Source organism: Pantoea anthophila (assembly GCF_026104315.1).
Lineage (GTDB): Bacteria > Pseudomonadota > Gammaproteobacteria > Enterobacterales > Enterobacteriaceae > Pantoea > Pantoea anthophila.
In genome coordinates this window covers 1,159,127-1,176,504 of sequence record NZ_CP110473.1, presented here as the reverse complement: position 1 = coordinate 1,176,504, position 17,378 = coordinate 1,159,127, and the positions used below count along the sequence as shown (strand labels likewise).

19 protein-coding genes and 1 tRNA gene are annotated in these 17,378 nt (G+C 58.0%); 3 read left to right on the top strand and 17 right to left on the bottom strand.

The features are described from left to right. Positions 1-3: 3 nt before the first annotated feature. The gene (locus OJ965_RS08145; protein ID WP_009088938.1) at positions 4-300 is read right to left on the bottom strand and encodes a YfcZ/YiiS family protein; all 297 of its coding nucleotides are present in this window, start codon (positions 298-300) and stop codon (positions 4-6) included. 358 nt (positions 301-658) lie between these two features. On the opposite strand from OJ965_RS08145, the gene fadL reads away from it, so the two are divergent. Continuing rightward, positions 659-1,942, top strand: coding sequence for a long-chain fatty acid transporter FadL (fadL, locus tag OJ965_RS08140; RefSeq protein WP_009088934.1), 1,284 nt, complete (start codon positions 659-661; stop codon positions 1,940-1,942). A 93-nt stretch (positions 1,943-2,035) separates the two neighbouring features. Here the strand turns inward: fadL and mlaA are convergent, their stop codons facing one another. The 10 genes from mlaA to ccmA form a co-directional block, all read right to left on the bottom strand. Continuing rightward, the gene (gene mlaA / locus OJ965_RS08135) at positions 2,036-2,800 is read right to left on the bottom strand and encodes a phospholipid-binding lipoprotein MlaA (RefSeq protein WP_140923029.1); all 765 of its coding nucleotides are present in this window, start codon (positions 2,798-2,800) and stop codon (positions 2,036-2,038) included. A gap of 149 nt (positions 2,801-2,949) precedes the next feature. Next, positions 2,950-4,161, bottom strand: a complete 1,212-nt coding sequence (gene ccmI / locus OJ965_RS08130) for a c-type cytochrome biogenesis protein CcmI (protein ID WP_265138749.1) — start codon at positions 4,159-4,161, stop codon at positions 2,950-2,952. Next, on the bottom strand, positions 4,158-4,613 hold the full coding sequence (locus OJ965_RS08125; protein ID WP_181405338.1) for a cytochrome c-type biogenesis protein: 456 nt from the start codon (positions 4,611-4,613) through the stop codon (positions 4,158-4,160). The genes ccmI and OJ965_RS08125 overlap by 4 nt, the downstream gene beginning before the upstream one ends. Next, positions 4,610-5,167: a DsbE family thiol:disulfide interchange protein gene (locus tag OJ965_RS08120; protein WP_265138745.1), complete on the bottom strand. Its 558-nt coding sequence runs from the start codon at positions 5,165-5,167 to the stop codon at positions 4,610-4,612. The genes OJ965_RS08125 and OJ965_RS08120 overlap by 4 nt, the downstream gene beginning before the upstream one ends. Next, positions 5,164-7,122: a heme lyase CcmF/NrfE family subunit gene (locus tag OJ965_RS08115; RefSeq protein WP_265138744.1), complete on the bottom strand. Its 1,959-nt coding sequence runs from the start codon at positions 7,120-7,122 to the stop codon at positions 5,164-5,166. The genes OJ965_RS08120 and OJ965_RS08115 overlap by 4 nt, the downstream gene beginning before the upstream one ends. Further along, entirely contained in the window at positions 7,119-7,604 is a 486-nt protein-coding gene (gene ccmE, locus OJ965_RS08110; RefSeq protein ID WP_009088922.1) for a cytochrome c maturation protein CcmE, read from the bottom strand. Before ccmE ends, OJ965_RS08115 begins: the two co-directional genes overlap by 4 nt. After that, positions 7,601-7,834, bottom strand: a complete 234-nt coding sequence (ccmD, locus tag OJ965_RS08105) for a heme exporter protein CcmD (protein WP_265138742.1) — start codon at positions 7,832-7,834, stop codon at positions 7,601-7,603. Before ccmD ends, ccmE begins: the two co-directional genes overlap by 4 nt. Next, the gene (locus OJ965_RS08100) at positions 7,831-8,571 is read right to left on the bottom strand and encodes a heme ABC transporter permease (RefSeq protein ID WP_058956857.1); all 741 of its coding nucleotides are present in this window, start codon (positions 8,569-8,571) and stop codon (positions 7,831-7,833) included. The genes ccmD and OJ965_RS08100 overlap by 4 nt, the downstream gene beginning before the upstream one ends. Positions 8,572-8,621: 50 nt before the next feature. Beyond that, the gene (gene ccmB, locus OJ965_RS08095; RefSeq protein ID WP_265138741.1) at positions 8,622-9,281 is read right to left on the bottom strand and encodes a heme exporter protein CcmB; all 660 of its coding nucleotides are present in this window, start codon (positions 9,279-9,281) and stop codon (positions 8,622-8,624) included. Then, the gene (ccmA, locus tag OJ965_RS08090; protein WP_265138740.1) at positions 9,281-9,898 is read right to left on the bottom strand and encodes a cytochrome c biogenesis heme-transporting ATPase CcmA; all 618 of its coding nucleotides are present in this window, start codon (positions 9,896-9,898) and stop codon (positions 9,281-9,283) included. The genes ccmB and ccmA overlap by 1 nt, the downstream gene beginning before the upstream one ends. A gap of 242 nt (positions 9,899-10,140) precedes the next feature. Here ccmA and OJ965_RS08085 point away from each other — a divergent pair, with 242 nt between their 5' ends. Next, on the top strand, positions 10,141-11,088 hold the full coding sequence (locus OJ965_RS08085; RefSeq protein ID WP_009088915.1) for a formate/nitrite transporter family protein: 948 nt from the start codon (positions 10,141-10,143) through the stop codon (positions 11,086-11,088). A 177-nt stretch (positions 11,089-11,265) separates the two neighbouring features. Beyond that, positions 11,266-11,337: transfer RNA gene (locus tag OJ965_RS08080), tRNA-Arg, on the top strand. 258 nt (positions 11,338-11,595) lie between these two features. Here the strand turns inward: OJ965_RS08080 and OJ965_RS08075 are convergent. From OJ965_RS08075 to tssF, 6 genes are all read right to left on the bottom strand, one after another. Continuing rightward, a complete protein-coding gene (locus OJ965_RS08075) occupies positions 11,596-12,981 on the bottom strand; it encodes a VasL domain-containing protein (RefSeq protein ID WP_265138738.1) in 1,386 nt (461 codons plus the stop codon). A gap of 116 nt (positions 12,982-13,097) precedes the next feature. Then, the gene (locus tag OJ965_RS08070) at positions 13,098-13,568 is read right to left on the bottom strand and encodes a hypothetical protein (RefSeq protein WP_265138736.1); all 471 of its coding nucleotides are present in this window, start codon (positions 13,566-13,568) and stop codon (positions 13,098-13,100) included. Between the two features lie 14 nt (positions 13,569-13,582). Further along, positions 13,583-14,038: a type VI secretion system baseplate subunit TssE gene (gene tssE, locus OJ965_RS08065; protein ID WP_046102306.1), complete on the bottom strand. Its 456-nt coding sequence runs from the start codon at positions 14,036-14,038 to the stop codon at positions 13,583-13,585. Beyond that, on the bottom strand, positions 14,038-14,583 hold the full coding sequence (gene tssJ, locus OJ965_RS08060) for a type VI secretion system lipoprotein TssJ (RefSeq protein ID WP_058956744.1): 546 nt from the start codon (positions 14,581-14,583) through the stop codon (positions 14,038-14,040). Before tssJ ends, tssE begins: the two co-directional genes overlap by 1 nt. Next, positions 14,561-15,646 carry a type VI secretion system baseplate subunit TssG gene (tssG, locus tag OJ965_RS08055; RefSeq protein ID WP_265138734.1) on the bottom strand — a complete coding sequence of 362 codons (1,086 nt, stop codon included), beginning with the start codon at positions 15,644-15,646 and terminating at the stop codon, positions 14,561-14,563. Before tssG ends, tssJ begins: the two co-directional genes overlap by 23 nt. Further along, positions 15,610-17,364, bottom strand: coding sequence for a type VI secretion system baseplate subunit TssF (gene tssF / locus OJ965_RS08050; protein ID WP_265138732.1), 1,755 nt, complete (start codon positions 17,362-17,364; stop codon positions 15,610-15,612). Before tssF ends, tssG begins: the two co-directional genes overlap by 37 nt. Positions 17,365-17,378: the final 14 nt, after the last annotated feature.

The window sequence follows — 17,378 nt, the reverse complement described above, 5'->3', positions numbered from 1 at the left end:
GCGTTATCGCAGGCCGAGCTGGAAAATCAGGGTTTCAGCCTGGCAGCTGAAGGTGAAATCGATATCCAGCTGCACGCCCTGATCGACATCGCTGAACCGGACGTCAATCACACAGGGTTCCGATTCCACCTGACGGGCACGCTCAGTCAGCCGGGCGGCTTTGGCTTCCGCATCCTGTCGCTGCGGGAACCACTCTGACCAGCTGGCGGTGCAGTCGGTATTATCCATTACGGTGCCGACATCAACGCAGCAGCAGGCAGCGGTTTCGGTCGCACTGCATTTTTTAATGGCATCAGTCATCTTTATCTCCTGCCCCGGCTTCGGGTGAGTTAAGCGATTTTATGGCCGGAATTTTACCCGCTTGCGATAAGATGCGCCACGCGACTGTGGCTAAGTGACGAATATCACAATAAAAATTGATCCAGAACAAACTGGAATCGGTATGCTGTCTTCATCAGGGTGCTTTTTGTTATGCAGATCGAATTTTAAGCGATCAACTCTGAAATATTTTAAAAACAATATTGCAACTTGCACACAGGTCGGACCTATACTCTCCGCACTGGTCTGATATGTGCGTTTACCGTCAGTCCCTACAATCCGCCGTCCTTTGTTACGCGACGTTATAGCGTTAAATAATAATTCACATGAGGTTGTGGTCATGAACCATAAGAACCTGTTCGCAAAGTCAGCCGTGGCGGCTGCAGTGGCGCTTGTCTCTTCACACGTTTACGCAGCTGGGTTTCAGTTAAATGAGTTCTCTACGATTGGTTTAGGTCGCGCCTACTCAGGCGAAGGGGCAATGGGCGATACGGCGGCATCCGCCAGCCGTAACCCGGCAACGATGGCGTTAATGGATCGCCCGGAGTTTTCCATCGGGGCGGTTTATATTGACCCGGATGTGGATATCACGGGCCGTAGTCCGACGGGTCGCAGCCTGGATGCCAGCAACATCGCCCCGAACCAGTGGATACCTAATATTCATTACGTTCAGCCCATCAACGATCAGTGGTGGATTGGCGCATCGGCAACCTCTAACTATGGCTTAGCAACAGAGTTTAATAATGGTTACACCGCTGGCGGCTACGGCGGTAAAACGGACCTGATGACCGGCAACTTAAACCTCAGCACCGCTTACCGGTTCAATGAGCACTTCAGCGTGGGCGTCGGTTTTGATGCGGTTTATGCCAAAGCGAAAATTGAACGCTATGCCGGTGAATCAGGCGCGAGACTGGGCGTGCCGGCTGATACGCAGGTTGCCCATCTTAAAGGCGACGAGTGGGGCTACGGCTGGAATGCCGGTATCCTGTATGAAGTGGATGAAAATAACCGCTTCGGCTTCAGCTATCGTTCAGAGGTGAAGATCGACTTTGATGGCGATTACAAAAGTAATCTGCCCTCCCGTCTGAATGCGGTCAACAACCCGGAAGTGTCAGGCGTGCCTTTTGGTACCAACGGCACGACCGTTCCGGGCGCGTTAACCCTGAATCTGCCGGAGATGTGGGAAGTGTCGGGCTGGCATAAAGTGGCTCCGCAGTGGGCGGTTCACTACAGCATGGCGTACACCAGCTGGAGTCAGTTCCAGGAGCTGAAAGCCACCGGTTCTCAGGGCCAGACGCTGTTCTATAAAGATGAAAGCTTCCACGATGCCTACCGTATCGCGCTGGGCACCACCTATTTCTACGACAGCAACTGGACGTTCCGCACCGGTATCGCGTTTGATGACAGCCCGGTCCCAGCCGATAAACGCTCTATCTCCATCCCGGATCAGGATCGTTTATGGCTGAGTGCGGGTACGTCGTACGCCTTCAACGATAACGCCTCGGTCGATCTGGGTATCTCCTATATGCACGGACAGAAAGTGACGGTGAAAGAAGGTCCTTATACCTTTAACTCAGAAGGCAAGGCCTGGCTTTACGGCGCGAACTTTAACTACAAGTTCTGACCGGATAGCACAATTAAAAAGGGCGACTCAACTGAGTCGCCCTTTTTTGTCGCCCTGAATCGCATGCTGGCTCAGGGAGCCTGCGTCCTGCGTTTACTGCGCGTCGATATCCTTCAGGTCATCCTGAATCGCAGCGGCGTTTGGATTCTCTTCCGGCTTGAGTTTGCCGCCACGCGCCAGGAAGTCGTGACGCTGGAAGTAGGCATTACGGATAAAGGCGTACGGATCGCTCTGCTGCTTCAGGATCGCATCGGAATCCAGCAGTTGCGCGCGGGTCTCAATCCCCTCCAGCGTCCACTTACCAATCGACATCGGCCAGGTCAGCCAGCCGAGGATCGGATAGAGGGTATCAACGTAGTCACCACCATCCTGCCGTATAGTGAAGCTGCCGTAAGCCGGCAGCTCAACGTAAGGACCATAGCCGACACCATAGTGGCCCAGCGTGGTGCCGAAACGGTGCGGCTGTTCACGCGCCAGTTCCGGATTGGCTTTACCGGCGACGTCAATGAAACCACCCAGACCCAGCACACTGTTCAGGAAGAAACGGGTGAAGTGGATACCCGCATCGCGTCCGTCACCGACCAGAATGGCGTTAACCATGCTGGCGGGCTCTTCCAGGTTGCCGAGGAAATTGCTCAGGCCGGTTCGTGCAGGCACCGGCACGTAGTCGCGCCAGGCGACAGCGACCGGACGCAGCACGTAGGGATCTAGCACATTGTAGTTAAAGTTAAACATCGTGCGGTTAAAGCCTTCGAACGGATCGCTGCGCTGCGCAGGATCGCTATTTGCCGGCTTTGAACTGGCACAACCTACCAGAAGGACGCTGGCCACAGCCAGGCTGGTCAGGCGATAATTCATTCCAATCTCCCTGTGCGGATGAAAAAGGGCTACCCATCGTTCAGGCACAGCCCGGCGTCGAATCGGCTTACCCGATGAGCATAGCTGACTTTATGCCAGAGGCAGCAGGCAATGGCACGCAGCGACCTGAACAGGATCGTTGATGACGTTCAGGGAAGCTGCTGATTAATCTCTACCGCGATCGGCTGATGACCATCCCAGGGCGTCACGGCGCTCTCACCCAGCCAGTCACCCGGCTGCGGGGTGGCGCTGCCGTCGCGGGAGATACGCACCCGAACCGCGACCTGATGCTGCGCCGACAGCAGGCGATCCGGCATCATGGCATTGCTGTCATCCAGCGTCAGCGACAGCGGGAAGTGGCTCAGCGGCATGCGCTTCACCGCCACCGGCACCGGTGACGTCCCGTCAGAAACCGAAATATACAACACTCCGTCCTGCGGTAACATTTTTTCTGCCTGCGGGGTCAGCCGCACGGTCAGCGCCAGCTGACGGCTCTGCTCTCCGGCATCACTTCTCGCCTGCTCAATGCTGCGGGCGATCATCGCGCGTCGTGTGTCACCGGCAGGCAGCACGTTCAGCAGGGCCTGCCAGGCCTCAATCGCCTGATCGTACTGCTGCTGGCCGTAGGCGTTAAATGCCAGCAGACCAAGCGTACGCGGGTTTTGCGGCTCCGCTTTCAGCAGGGCGCGCAGCAGCAGTGACGCCTGACGGTTATCCTGCGGATCGGGAGAGCGCGTCAGCACCTCTGCATAATCCTGCTTCAGCGTCATATCGTTGGGTGAGAGCTGTAACGCATGCTCAAACGCCTGACTGGCGATATCAGCCTGATTCAGCACCATGCCAAGCCGCCCCAGCATGGTCCAGTCGGCCAGATTATCCGGTTCCGTTTGCAGGGCGGTACGTAATCCGAGCTCTAAACGTGCCAGCTCCTCCATGCTGAGCGGTCTGGCGCCGGGGTCCATCAGCCGCGCACGCAGCGCAGGGTACGCCTGCTGCACCTGCATCCAGCCGGTGTACTGTGTCAGGCCGCCGGTTTTCAGATAGGTTCCCAGCGACACCCCAATCAGCACGAGCAGGCCCGGCAGCAAAATCCAGCGGCTGCTGCTGTGGGAAGGGAGGCTCTGCGCCGGCGGAATATCGGCCAGCAGCGTCTGCTGTAACTCGCGCTCCATTACTGAGCGCTCAGCAACAACGCCCTGCTCTTCATCCTGCGCCAGCTCATCGATCCGCTGATGGTAAAAGCGCTGATTAAGGCGATCGCGGTCGCCCGGGCTGGCCTGACGCTGCCGCCAGCCCGCGGCCAGGAACAGCGTGCAGGCCGCCAGCAGTAACAGAAAAAGGGTAATCCAGAATGCACTCATGACGGCTTCCTGTCTGACTTCAGTAAGGCATCGAGACGCTGTTGCTCAGCGTCATCCAGCGCACTGTGGGTGTGACGCCGACGGCTGCGCAGAATAATCACCGCGCCACCCAGCAGCACAAACAGCGCCGGGCCAGCCCACAGGATCAGCGTTGACGGGGTCAGTGGTGGCGAATAAGAGACGAAGTTGCCGTAGCGCGCCACCATGTAATCAATGATCTGCTGGCGGCTCTGCCCCTGCTTCATCAGCTCATAAACTTTCAGCCGCATGTCGGCGGCAATCATGGCATTCGAGTCGGCGATGCTGTTGTTCTGACATTTCGGACAGCGCAGTGATGCGGTGAGGTCACGGTATTGCGCCTCCTGAGCCGGAGAGTCAAATTGCAGTGTGTCGATGGTCGCCCACAGATTGATGCTGAACAGCAGGCCACAGATCAGTAACAGCGATCTCATGATCCCGCCTCCGCACTGTATTTCATCCACAACGGTTTCACTTCCTGCTCCCAGACGCGCGCGTTGAGATCGCCGGCGTGGCGATAGCGGATAATCCCTTTACCGTCGATCAGAAAGGTTTCCGGTGCGCCATAAACGCCGAGGTCGAGTCCCAGCATGCCGCTGCCATCGTAAAGACTCAGGGCGTAGGGGTTACCCAGCGTGTTCAGCCAGTTAACCGCCTTATGGCGATCGTCTTTATAGTTCAGGCCGACCACCCGAACGCCCTGCTCCGCCAGCGTATTCAGATAGTGATGTTCGGCGCGGCAGGTCGGACACCAGGTTGCCCAGACGTTCAGCAGTATCGGCCTGCCATCGGTCAGCACGCGCTGGTCGTAGGTTTTGCCGGGCTGGTCGAGCGCTTCCAGCCGGAACAGCGGCACCGGTTTACCGATCAGCGCCGATTCAAGACGGGTCGGATCGTCGCCATCCGCATTGCGGGTCAGCTGCCACAGCAGCGCCGCTGCCAGCAGCAGAAACAGCACCAGCGGGATAAACAGGATTTTCTTGTTCATGCGCGCTCCTCACGTGCGGCTTTTTTGCGCGAGCGATAGCGGGGATCCCACAGGCAGAACAGGCCCCCCAGCGCCATCAGTACGCCGCCAGCCCAGATCCAGCGGACAAAGGGTTTGTAGTAGATACGCACCGCCCAGCCGCCATCCTCCAGCTCCTCGCCCAGCGCTGCATAGAGATCGCGGCTGAAACCCCCATCAATCGCCGCTTCGGTCATCATGGTTCGGGCCGCGGTATAGAAGCGCTTTTCCGCCTGCAGCGTCGCTTCCGGTTTTCCGTTGCGCGTGACATCGATAATCCCTATGCCGCCGCTGTAGTTAGGCCCCTGCAGGTTCTGCACGCCGCGGAAGACAAAGTGATAGTGATGGATGTCCACGCTATCCCCCGCCCGCATCCGCACGTCGCGCTCCACGCTGTACTGCGTGCTGAAGGCGATACCGATCACCGTGACCCCGACGCCAAGGTGGCCCAGCACCATGCCCCAGTGGCTGCGGGAGAGGTGACGCAGCCCGGTCAGAAACGGATGGCGATGCGTGGCGCGTTCGTGCAGTTCCAGCAGCGTCAGCACAATGATCCAGAGGGACATCAGTAAGCCCACCACGGTCATCGCCGCAATGCGATCCTGCAGCCACCAGGGAATCATCATCGAACAGGCCAGGGTAACGAGCAGCGCCAGCGCCAGCCGTTTGGCCAGTTTCTGCGGTTCATCGCGCCGCCAGCGTACCAGCGGCCCGATCCCCATCAGCAGCGCAAACGGTGCCATCAGCCAGCTGAACATCGTATTGAAGAACGGCTCACCCACCGAAATGCTGCCCAGTCCCAGCTGCTTGTGCACCAGCGGCAACAGCGTGCCGAGCAGTACCACCAGCATGGCCGCAATCAGCAGCACATTGTTGCCCAGCAGAAAGGATTCCCGTGACCAGGTTTCGTTCTGTACCCGGCTCCGCACCTGCCCCCCTTTGATCGCATAGAGCAGCAGCGAACTGCCGATGACAATCACCAGAAACGCGAGGATAAACATGCCGCGCGCCGGATCGGAAGCGAACGAGTGGACCGACACCAGCACGCCGGAGCGCACCAGGAACGTGCCGAGCAGGCTGAGCGAAAAGGCGGTGATCGCCAGCAGCACGGTCCAGGCCTTAAAGGTGCCACGCTTTTCGGTGACAGCCAGCGAGTGGATCAGCGCCGTGCCCGCCAGCCACGGCATGAACGAGGCGTTCTCTACCGGATCCCAGAACCACCAGCCGCCCCAGCCCAGTTCGTAATAGGCCCAGGCCGAGCCCAGCACAATGCCGATAGTCAGGAAGACCCAGGCCGCGGTGGTCCAGGGACGCGACCAGCGCGCCCACGCGGTATCGAGCCGTCCGGCCATCAGCGAAGCGATGGCAAACGCAAAGGCCACCGAGAATCCGACATAACCCATGTAGAGCAGCGGCGGATGGAAGATCAGGCCGATATCCTGCAGCATCGGGTTCAGGTCGTGCCCGTCTACAGGGAAGTCGGGCAGCGTGCGGGCAAACGGATTCGACGTCAGCAGGATAAACAGCAGGAAGCCAAGATTGATCATCCCCATGACCGCCAGTACGCGCGCCAGCGCGTCCTGTGGCATACCGCGACTGAAGATCGCCACGGCCAAGGTCCAGGTGCTGAGCAGCAACACCCACAGCAGCAGCGATCCCTCATGCGCGCCCCAGGTGGCGGCAATGCGGTAGTAGACCGGCAGCAGGCTGTTGGAGTTGGTGACAACATAGGCCACGGTAAAATCGTTGCAGATAAAAGCCCAGACCAGCAGCATAAAGGCTGCAGCGATGCAGACAAACAGCCCACAGGCCAGCGGGCGCGCCATCGCCATCAGCCGCGCATCCTGACGAATTGCGCCCCAGAGCGGATAGCTGCTGAGCAGCAGCGCCAGCCCCAGCGCCAGACAAAGCAGAAAAGTCCCGGTTTCCGGCATCATGATGATTTATTTCCCGCCTGATACTGTGACTGCGGGCCGTTGTGATTGCTCTTCATCGCGTCTTCTATCTCCGGCGGCGTATATTTCTCATCGTGTTTGGCCAGCACTTCTCTGGCAACGATCTGGTTACCGTCCGCCAGCACGCCCTGCGCCACAACGCCCTGCCCTTCTCGGAACAGATCCGGCAGGATGCCTTCAAAACTGACGCTGACGACGCCGCGCGCATCATAAAGTTTGAACGTTACCGCCAGGCTGTTCGGGTCCCGATGCACGCTGCCGGGCATCACCATGCCACCGACGCGCAGCCGCTGGCCCGCCTCCGGCTTCTCATGCGCCTCGCCTTTGCCATAGAGGATTTCACCCGGGGTATAAAACAGATCGATGTTTGAGCGCAGCGCATACATCACCAGCGCGGTGGCCAGGCCCAGGCCAAGCAGAATCGCAACGGCCGCACAGAGGCGATTGCGTCGACGGCTATTCACACACTCTCTCCTGCCGCTTCAGCCGCGGCTTTTCTGGATTTAGCTGCCTGGATGCGACGTTCACGCGCATCACGCTGGCGGATCTCCGCCAGCAGGCGGCGGCGCAGTAACAGGGTATGCAGCGTCAGTCCCGCCAGCGGAAGCAGCGTGCAGGCCACCGCCAGCCAGACGTAAAAGGCGTAGCCGCCCATGGCAAAAAAGGCGTGCCAGGAGGAAAAGGCCGGCGTCATTTCTGCTCTCCCCGTTTTGCGACGTCAAGAGCCCAGGGGCGATGGCGTTCCGTTAACAGAATCAGGTTGCGCAGCCGCATCAGCGTCAGCGTGATAAACAGCAGCAGATAACCGAGGATGGCCCAGCGCAGCGGCGTTCGCATCACCGGCGCAATCGCCTGCTGAAGGATGCCGGACGAGCCCTGATGCAGGGTATTCCACCACTGCACCGAGAAGTGGATGATGGGCAGGTTGACCACGCCGACCAGAATCAGGACGCCGGCGGCCCGGCCTGCGGTGCGGCGGTCATCGAACGCGTGCCAGAGTGCAATCACGCCCATATAGAGGAAAAGTAACACCAGCTCCGAGGTGAGGCGTGCATCCCAGATCCACCAGGTTCCCCACATCGGTTTGCCCCACGCGGAACCGGTGACCAGCGCAATAAAGGTAAAGACCGCGCCTACGGGTGCCATGGCGGCGGAAACCAGATCGGCCATTTTCATCTGCCACACCAGACCGGTAAACGCCGCGACGGCCATGGCGGCATAGATGCCCATCGACCACATGGCAGCGGGCACATGGATATACATGATGCGAAAACTGTCGCCCTGCTGATAGTCAGCGGGAGCAAATCCAAATCCCCAGATCCAGCCCAGCAGTAATGTCGCCACGCCGGCTATCGCAAACCAGGGCACCAGGCGCCCCGAAAGCTGATAGAGCCGTTCGGGCCGGGCCAGCTGATGTAACGCTTTCCACATATCAAATGCTCACATTAACGATAAAAAAGGCCGCGTCTTTTTATGCGCGGTTACTGCAACGTAATCCGTAACGCCGCCGCCGTGGCAAACGGCGAGAGCGTGGCGCTGCCTGCCAGCATCGCGCCAAGAATCGCCAGATAGCCACCCATCGGCAGGCCCTGACTGGCGGCTTCCATCGCGGCACTGGCAAAGATCAACACCGGAATCGCCAGCGGCAACACCAGCAGGCTGAGCAATACCCCACCCCGGCGTAATCCCACCGTCAGCCCGACGCCGATGGCACCGAGAAAACTCAGGGTGGGCGTGCCGAGCAGCAGCGTCAGGGCCATCGCCCGCCAGCTATTGAAATCCAGCGACAGCAGCAGCGCCGCCAGCGGCGACAGGATAATCAGCGGCAGACCGGTGATCAGCCAGTGCGCCACGACTTTGCCGATGACCGTCACCGGCAGCGGCGAAGGCAACAGCAGAAGCTGCTCCAGCGAACCGTCGCTGAAATCGTCGCGAAACAGGCGCTCCAGCGCCAGCAGTGACGCCAGCAGCGCGGCCACCCAGGCGACACCCGGCGCAATGCGCGCCAGCTGCTGCGGATCAGGTCCGATGCCCAGCGGAAACAGGGTAATCACAATCAGGAAAAACCACAGCGGATTGACCACATCAGCACCGCCGCGAAAGGCGATACGCAATTCACGCTGAATCAGGCGAAACAGCATCAGCTTGCCTCCGCATCGCCGAGGCGAATTTTACGCACCCGCGCGGCCGTAGCGGGTAGATCCTGGTGGGTTGTCAGGATCACGGCGCCCCCGTTATCGGCATGGGCGGCAAATCTGGCCATTAATTTTTCAACCCCCGCTTTGTCGATGGCGGTCAGCGGCTCATCCAGGATCCAGACGCGGGCCTGGCTGAGCCAGAGGCGCGCCAGCGCGACGCGACGCTGCTGACCCGCCGACAACCGGCTTACCGGCACCTCTTCGTCACCCGTGAGGTCGACACTGTCAAGCGCAGCAAAGATCTGCGCGTCACTGCTGTCAGGATGGTAGAACCGCAGATTTTCCAGCGGCGTGAGGACGCCTTTGACGCCGGGATGATGGCCCAGATAAAGCATTGCCTGATGCCAGGCGTCGCGCTGCCGCAGGATCGGCTGCTGCTGCCAGCGTATCTCACCCTGCTCAGGACGGCTCAGCCCTGCCAGCAGTCGCAGTAGCGAGGTTTTACCGGCACCGTTGGGGCCTTCAATCTGCACAATGTCACCGGCAGAGACGCGAAATGAGAGCTGCTGAAACAGCGCGCGTTCATCGTATGCACAAGTGAGCGTAATGATTTCCAACATCGAGGGGGGAATCGCACCAGCTAAAAGTGGCCGGGATATTACCACAATGTTGCTAAGGGCCGAAGTCTGAGCCGCTGCTCAGGCGCGCTGTCAGGGGTTTATTCGTGCGGTCTGGCGCTGAGTCTGAATAAAAATGCAGGTATGAAAAAGCTTGTTACGCTTATTCGCATCGCTCGTTACATAATTGGCAAATAAAAAACAGCTACGCTTATTACGCCACAGCACTATCACCAGGAGAAAATATGAAGCCTTCATCAGGTAATGAACAGGGTCCTAACGACGTCGATAGCGAAGAGAAGGACAAGGGCACTGACATCGAAGTCGATGAGGAGGCATTACCCTCCCGCGCCGCAGCGATCCATGAAGAGATCCGTCAGGATGGGGAGAAAGAGCTGGAGCGTGACGGGATGGCCCTGCTCTGGTCAGCCATTGCCGCAGGCCTCTCCATGAGTGCCTCACTGATGGCGAAGGGGATATTCAAGGTCCACCTTGATGGCGTGCCGGGTGCATTTCTGCTGGAAAATCTCGGCTACACCTTTGGCTTTGTCATCGTCATTATGGCGCGCCAGCAGTTATTTACCGAAAACACCGTCACGGCAGTGCTGCCGGTCATGCACAAACCGACCTGGGGTAATGGCGGTCTGCTGTTACGGTTATGGGGTATTGTCCTGCTGGGTAACCTGATCGGTACGGCACTGGGTGCGCTGGCCTTCAACGAGATGCCCATTTTTGACGAGGCGACCCGCCAGGCCTTTACCGACATCAGCATGAAAGTGATGGAGAACTCGCCCGGCTCAATGTTTGCCAACGCCGTCATTTCCGGCTGGATTATCGCCACCATGGTCTGGATGTTCCCCTCTGCGGGCGGGGCCAAACTGGTGGTCATTGTCATGATGACCTGGCTGGTTGCGCTGGGCGATCTGGCGCATATCGTGGTGGGATCGGTGGAGGTGCTCTATCTGGTCTTCAATGGCAGCATCAGCTGGCATGAGTTCCTCTGGCCGTTTGCCCTGCCTACTCTGCTCGGCAACATCACCGGCGGCACCCTGATTTTTGCGCTGATCAGTCACGCACAGATCCGTAATGACATGAGTGAAGCGGCGGTCGCCAAAGCGAAGGCGGAAAAGCGCAGGCAGGAGAAGCGTCGTGAGCGTGAAGAGCGGGGAGAAAAAGAGGAAGGTGCTGAATAACTGTCGTCAGGTAAAAAAGTGCAGCGCAGAAGGATTTGCGCTGCACGTGTTATCTGGCCCCTGCATGAAAAAAGTGGTCTCAAAAGAGAGGCTGAACAGCGACATTGCTGACGTAATGAGCAAACGCGCGGCGACCTGATGAATCTCATCGCCTGTTTCGCTATACTGCGTGCCGCTGTCCCCTTAGTTAAATGGATATAACGAGCCCCTCCTAAGGGCTAGTTGCAGGTTCGATTCCTGCAGGGGACAATATCTGCCCTCCCTTTTACACCTGCCCGCATTACAACACCTGCTTTTTACCGGCGCGATAAATCCTCACTGGTTAACCTGATCAGAGTGCTGTCCATGACGTTTCGTCACGCAACGAGTCTGACCCGGTAATACGATTTCCGGAATGTCTTTCGGGCAGGCATTGAGCAAAGTCTGCAGAACATTCATCCGCGCTGACTGCATCGCGGTCGCCATGCTTATAGCGGACTTAATCACACCGCACTTTCGCGTCTGCGACTACTCTGCGGCATTCTGTTTTATTTCAGCATAGCTGGCTGTTAACTGTTTCAGATGCATCTCCAGCTGTGCGCGGGCTGCGGCAGGCAAAGGCGCACCAGCCGGTTGTTGAGACAGTACGCGCAGTTGTTCTTCAGCGGGTATCGATTTGTGAAATGAGTGCATCGCATTAAAAACAATGGATTTCAGCTCACTCACCGTGATGTATTTGCCTTTCTGCTGATCCAGCCCGTTCAGCCTGTTGCTCAGATTTTTTAGCGTTGTCATTCCCTGATCCCAGCCATTGCGCTGCTCTGACGACAACACGGCCGCATTAAGGTTTTGCTGCCACTGATCTGCCAGGGAATTGCCCTGCTCCGGCCACAGCGCCTGAGCCTGCTCTGTGAGTGTCCGGCTGTAGGCGATACTCCAGTCAGGAGGCAATCTGTCCAGTCGGGCAATCTGCTGCTCCGTTTGTGTAATGAGAGACTGGGGTAGCGGCGGTTGCCGACGTAACCGATCCAGATCTTCCGGCGCAAGCGGTGAAGGTAGCGGTGCCAGCGATGCGGCAAACCGGACCTTCAGGGGTTCGGACCGGTTCAGAGAATGCCATGCCCACCCTGCCACCATGCATATCATCAGCATGGCGCACATCCCGGCAGCAAAGAATGTCCATCTGTTAACCGGGACGGGCGCAGCGGCCAGCACGTCCACGTTCGGCTGCGGTTCCGATTGCGCGACATATATCCACTTCACTGCCCTGCCCTGAGCATCATCAGACCGGCAACCGGCAGGCTCCTTTGAGGCGGCTGTCGCCTCCTTCATCACGGTGGCAGGCAATACGGTATCTGGCTGAGTGTCCGGCGCAGTGCAGGCCGTGCCATCACTATTTTCCAGCCGGACAGCACTCATGTGAATCTGAGTACGCAACGTATCGAGCTGGCTCAGATGCTTAAGCTCCAGACGCTGCAGTACCTCTCCCAGTCCGGTAAGCAGTTGCTCCGCCCGATAGAGCTGGCTGAGGTCGCTGTAATTTAACGGGAGCGAGCGCATTCGTTGCTGCAAACGGTGACTCAGACTGCTGAGGATTTCCATACGGGCATGGACTGGCTGAGGCCACAGCGCCCCCCACTGATGTCTGACCAGGGCCTCGATTATCGTCAGCCCTTCATTGAGCCCGAATAAGCCAGCCAGTTGCGCACGCGCCAGCGTATACCAGGCTGCCGTTTGCAATTCCACGCCGTTCTGCTCAAACAGTGAAAGGCAGAGCTTTTCAACATACTGCCAGTTCACATCCGGGCGCGCCGGATGTGTCAGCTTACCGAGTTCATCGCGCAGGGCGCTGTAATCCGGCAGCGTGCGCGGGTCACCGCCGGTTTTGATTTTTCGCGGGGAAGTGTCATTCATGACCAGTTGTCCATTGGGTAGATCTGAAGGGATGAAAGATGTTCGTTTAAATGGCAGGGAGGATTTCAGGCAATTAACAGGTTTAAAAATCACGCACTCTTTTACAGCCTCAGACGCTACTGCAGGAGCGCAATAATCAGGCTAAAAAATGTGCTCTCGTTAAACCCCTGCCCGGAACGGGAGAGATCACCAGACGGAGCAAAGGTCCAGTCGTTCACCGAAACTGACCGCATGAATAGTCGTCCCAATGGCGTCACCTGCACGCCATCCCGGAAGGTCACCTCCACGCATCCTGTTACGCCCTGACCGTACAGGAATACCGGCACAAAGTTTACAGACCGGTTGTCGATATGGAGGGCGATGCTGGCAATCTCAAACGCTCCGCTGTCGACCAGCAGGTCCGTGACGGACACGGACTGCGTTTCAACATGCAGGCCGGTATCTGTCAGCCATATATCCATCTGCTCCTGAAGCTGTGTCATTCGCAGGCGGAATGCCGCTATATCAGCCTGCGTTTTACAGGTAAATGAGACCGGGTCACGTTGCCTGTCCTGCAGTTTTTTGAGGAACTGTGTTTTTAGAGACATGGTGCTTTCTGGCCTCAGATCCGGGTTGTGGTGTCGAGATAGTGCTGTTGCTTCAGGTGCCTCAACAGCACCCGCCCCTCGGGCATAAACTCAGTGCCGTAGCGGACAAGTCCGACGCCTTTCAGCTCTGCATCAATGGCATAGCGCAGTTCGCCGGGCACGTGCTGCTCAAGCAGAACAACGTCTATCTTTTTCAGGCGGGGCTCATATCTGAGCAGCAGCGTCGAAAGCGTGCCCATCAGTTCATGAGCAGTACCTGGCATGCCCTGCAGGATTCGGGTCATATCCGGCAGGCCGTAGTCGGGCAGATGCGCCAGCGTACCGGCACGGCAGTTGAGGATACGCTGCATATTGTCCAGTACGGACAGAATCAGCTGGTTCTCCTCGCTGACCTGATGGAGATCGAGGCCGCCGGTGAAGTTGCCCGTCAGCATTTCATACAGTGAAGGCGTATTGTTTCCCTGTGGCATCAGTCATCCCTGAGCGGTTTCAGCGTCAGATGGTTGTTACCGGCTTCAAGAATGCGCGGCTTATCCGGGTCAAGATCTTCGCGCTCAATCACCAGCTTCCAGTTGTTGTTAACCCTGTCCGGGTGGCGGAAGAGCCCAGCCACCGCGACAAACTGTGCATCGGCCTCCATCGGCATATTCAGGTCCGCATCACCGCCCGGCTTCAAAACCACATCACGGCTCGCCAGCAGGTCAGCTTTCAGAATGGTTTCCCCCTCTTTCAGCAACTGCTGGTAGACCGTTTTGTCGAAAGTTTTGCGATCTCTCAGCTGCCAGACACGAATAATCACCGGCTCAGACAGCGAATTACTCTCGCTGGAGTCGGTGTTAAGTGCCTCACGGGCAGTGAAATCCAGGTGCAGCACCTTAATCTTTTTGTAGAACACCGCGTTAAATGCTGATTTGGTGCCATCGCTAATACCCTGCGTCACCCCGCAGCCCGCCAGACTGAATGTCAGCAGGGGTAACAGCCAGCGCGCGGTCTTAGTTAAACTTGTACGTAACACGTCGGTTTCCTTGTTGTGGTGTGGCGGGCTTCATGCCGGTGTAATAGCCCAGTTCTGTCGTAAAAGTCTGCGGGATATCGTCCGGGAGGGCTTCGTCTTCCGCGCCCAGCACGCCATTCATCCCCAGCCAGAAAGGCCCTTCGCCGAGCGGCGGCGCGGCCAGCAGTCGGGTTCGGGTGGTCAGGGTGATTTTTGCCTTAAAACGCCAGCCAAGGTAGACACGCAGCATCACCAGAAAGTCCTGATACAGCAGCCCGTCCGGTTTCCAGCCCTGCGACTCCTGTTCGTTTTCGGTGGACAGGGCAATCAGCAGCTGGCTGCTGGCATCCATCGCCTCGTCACCCAGCGGCGTGTTGCCATCCAGCAGAAAATCGTCGTCTCCGTAAAAACCTAATGGCTGACTGATTTCCACCGGACGCAGGCAATATGGGCTGACCCTGACGGTGGTATCCGGGGCAAGCAGCGTCACCAGCGCCTGTAATCCCTCCTGCGTTTTTCCCGGCTGGCGAAGTACACCAAGCAGCGCCAGAAAGCGCGACACCGGCGTGGCAATATGCTTTGCCGTCCCGGGAATACCCAGCCCCACCAGGCCAAGCAGCGACTGTGAAATCGCATCAGTACCGCCTGGCTCAAAGGTGGCCGGATACGAGTACTTACGCCAGATGCGATAAAATTGCGTCAGGATGCGGTGGCTGAAGATATCCAGAAAGCCCTGCAGCGCCTCATGCCCTTCCCGGCACTGGGCGATGTCATCAAGATAGGCGGTCGGCAGCGGCGAATCCACGCCATACATGCCCATAAACGTGGTGCGAATGAGCGGTGGTTTGCTGCCATTCTCTTCGTCATACCCGACGGCTTTGAGTTCGCCAGCCGGAAAGCCCATTCCGGGATGCGGCGCAAAACGCACCGGATCGTCAGAAGGATGGCTGGTTGAGCCTATCAGCGGCCTGCCCGGATTCTGCTTCTCCAGTAGCTGGCAGAAACGGTAAAAGTTTATCCGGTTAAGGTCAGCCTCCAGTCGTGGGGTCAGCCGGGAATACGGCGGTTGTGCTTCTCTTCCCATTTCAGACGCTCTCCGGTCGGTTGCAGGATGATAATCAGGCGGTTGAACAGATAGATATCGGTATACAGCGCGAAGAAGCGACTCAGCATCTCACCAAACAGGCAGATGTCACCGCGCCCGGCAAAGCCGTGGCTGTCGAGCGTCACGTCAATCTGCACGCCGCGCACCAGGTAGCCCTGTTCGAAGCGCTCCGTTTCGCTATGCTTCACGTCGATAATCGCCTCCAGACGACGGCGGTTCATCTCACTGTCCGTCCACTCATACAGCGCCAGGGTGCCGCGCAGCACGTCGGCATTATCCATCATCGACAGGAAGCCGCTGCCAAGGTGGCTAAGCACGCGCCAGTGGAAGCGATCCTGATCCGGTGGGTAACAGGGTAATGTCGGTGCACACAGGTTGCGGACGGCAATACTGGCTGAGGTGGTTTTCATCACCGTATCCAGGACGGTGCTTTGTAGCGCGCGGCGTGGTAACTGGCCGTTGGTACCGGTCAGCGTCAGAGACAGGCTTTCATTCTCCGGAACGGTATGGTTATCAAAGGCTTCGCCACCGAGGACAAGCCAGGTGTTATGCAGCCCGGACGGGCCACGTCGCACGCGGGTGTGGTAATAATATTCCGGCGCCTCATGACGCATCATGCCGCCTTTATGACGGAAGCTTGAGAACGGCACGTAGGTATGCTGGCTTGATGACACCACAGAATCCACCGCGTATATCTCGGTATGGCCATCCTGAACGCGCATCGGGCGCAGCATATATTCGGTCTGCAGGGAGTTGACCGTCAGTGGGTCAGATTCCAGCGGAAACAGGTTGATCACCGGCACACAGTTCAGGCGCAGATGCTTTTCGGTAAAGCTGAAGTCATGCTCCCAGCGCTCCGCCAGCACCACGTCGATTTCAAACCAGGGGAGCTCAGCCGGAAAGACGACAGTTTCCAGCCCACGCAGGCCCGCAAACATGAACTTCTCGCGGAAGGTGAAATACTCCAGCAGCAGCTGATAGCCGCTGAAACTGCTGCTCCCCTTCGGCCACAGGTCGTCATCATCGCCAAAGCCCAGTGCAGCGAAATAGCCGTCCAGCGGTTTTCTGTCCACATCGCCTGGCATGCGCAACCACAGATGCGCCATGTTCATAGTAAAAGCTTCATGCATGGCGCAGGCCAGCGGCGCGTCGGCATTAAAATAGAACGGGATTTGAGTGAGATCGACACGACGCCAGTCGGCAAGGTGGCTGCAGTTAAAGCGCAGGCTGATAACCGAACGTCCGTCAGAGTCAGTCGACAGGCGGGCGTGCTCAAGCGACAGTGGCCGAAGGGTAATCGCTTTGGTGGTGGTATAGCGGCAACGCGTGCCCTTCTCACCGATCGGCCTTGAGTTCACCTCAAAGCCTTTGACGATTCGCATCGGTTCTTTCATTTCGCGCCAGTCAGGGGTGAATTCCACCACCGACATCGACGGAATGGTGCGCAGGTAATGCGGCCAAAGCAGGCTGACCAGGCCTTCGGTCAGTTCAGGCAGATCGTCATCGAGCTTCTCCCGCAGGCGGCCCATCAGGAAAGCAAAGCCTTCGAACAGGCGCTCCACAAACGGATCACGTGCAGCTGCCTTGTCGAGATTGAGCATTGCTGCCTGCTCGGGATGCGCACGGGCAAACTCTTCACCGGCTTCCAGCAGGTAGCGCATTTCAGCGTCATAATAACGCAGGGTTAAATCATCCATAAAAACCTGAATAA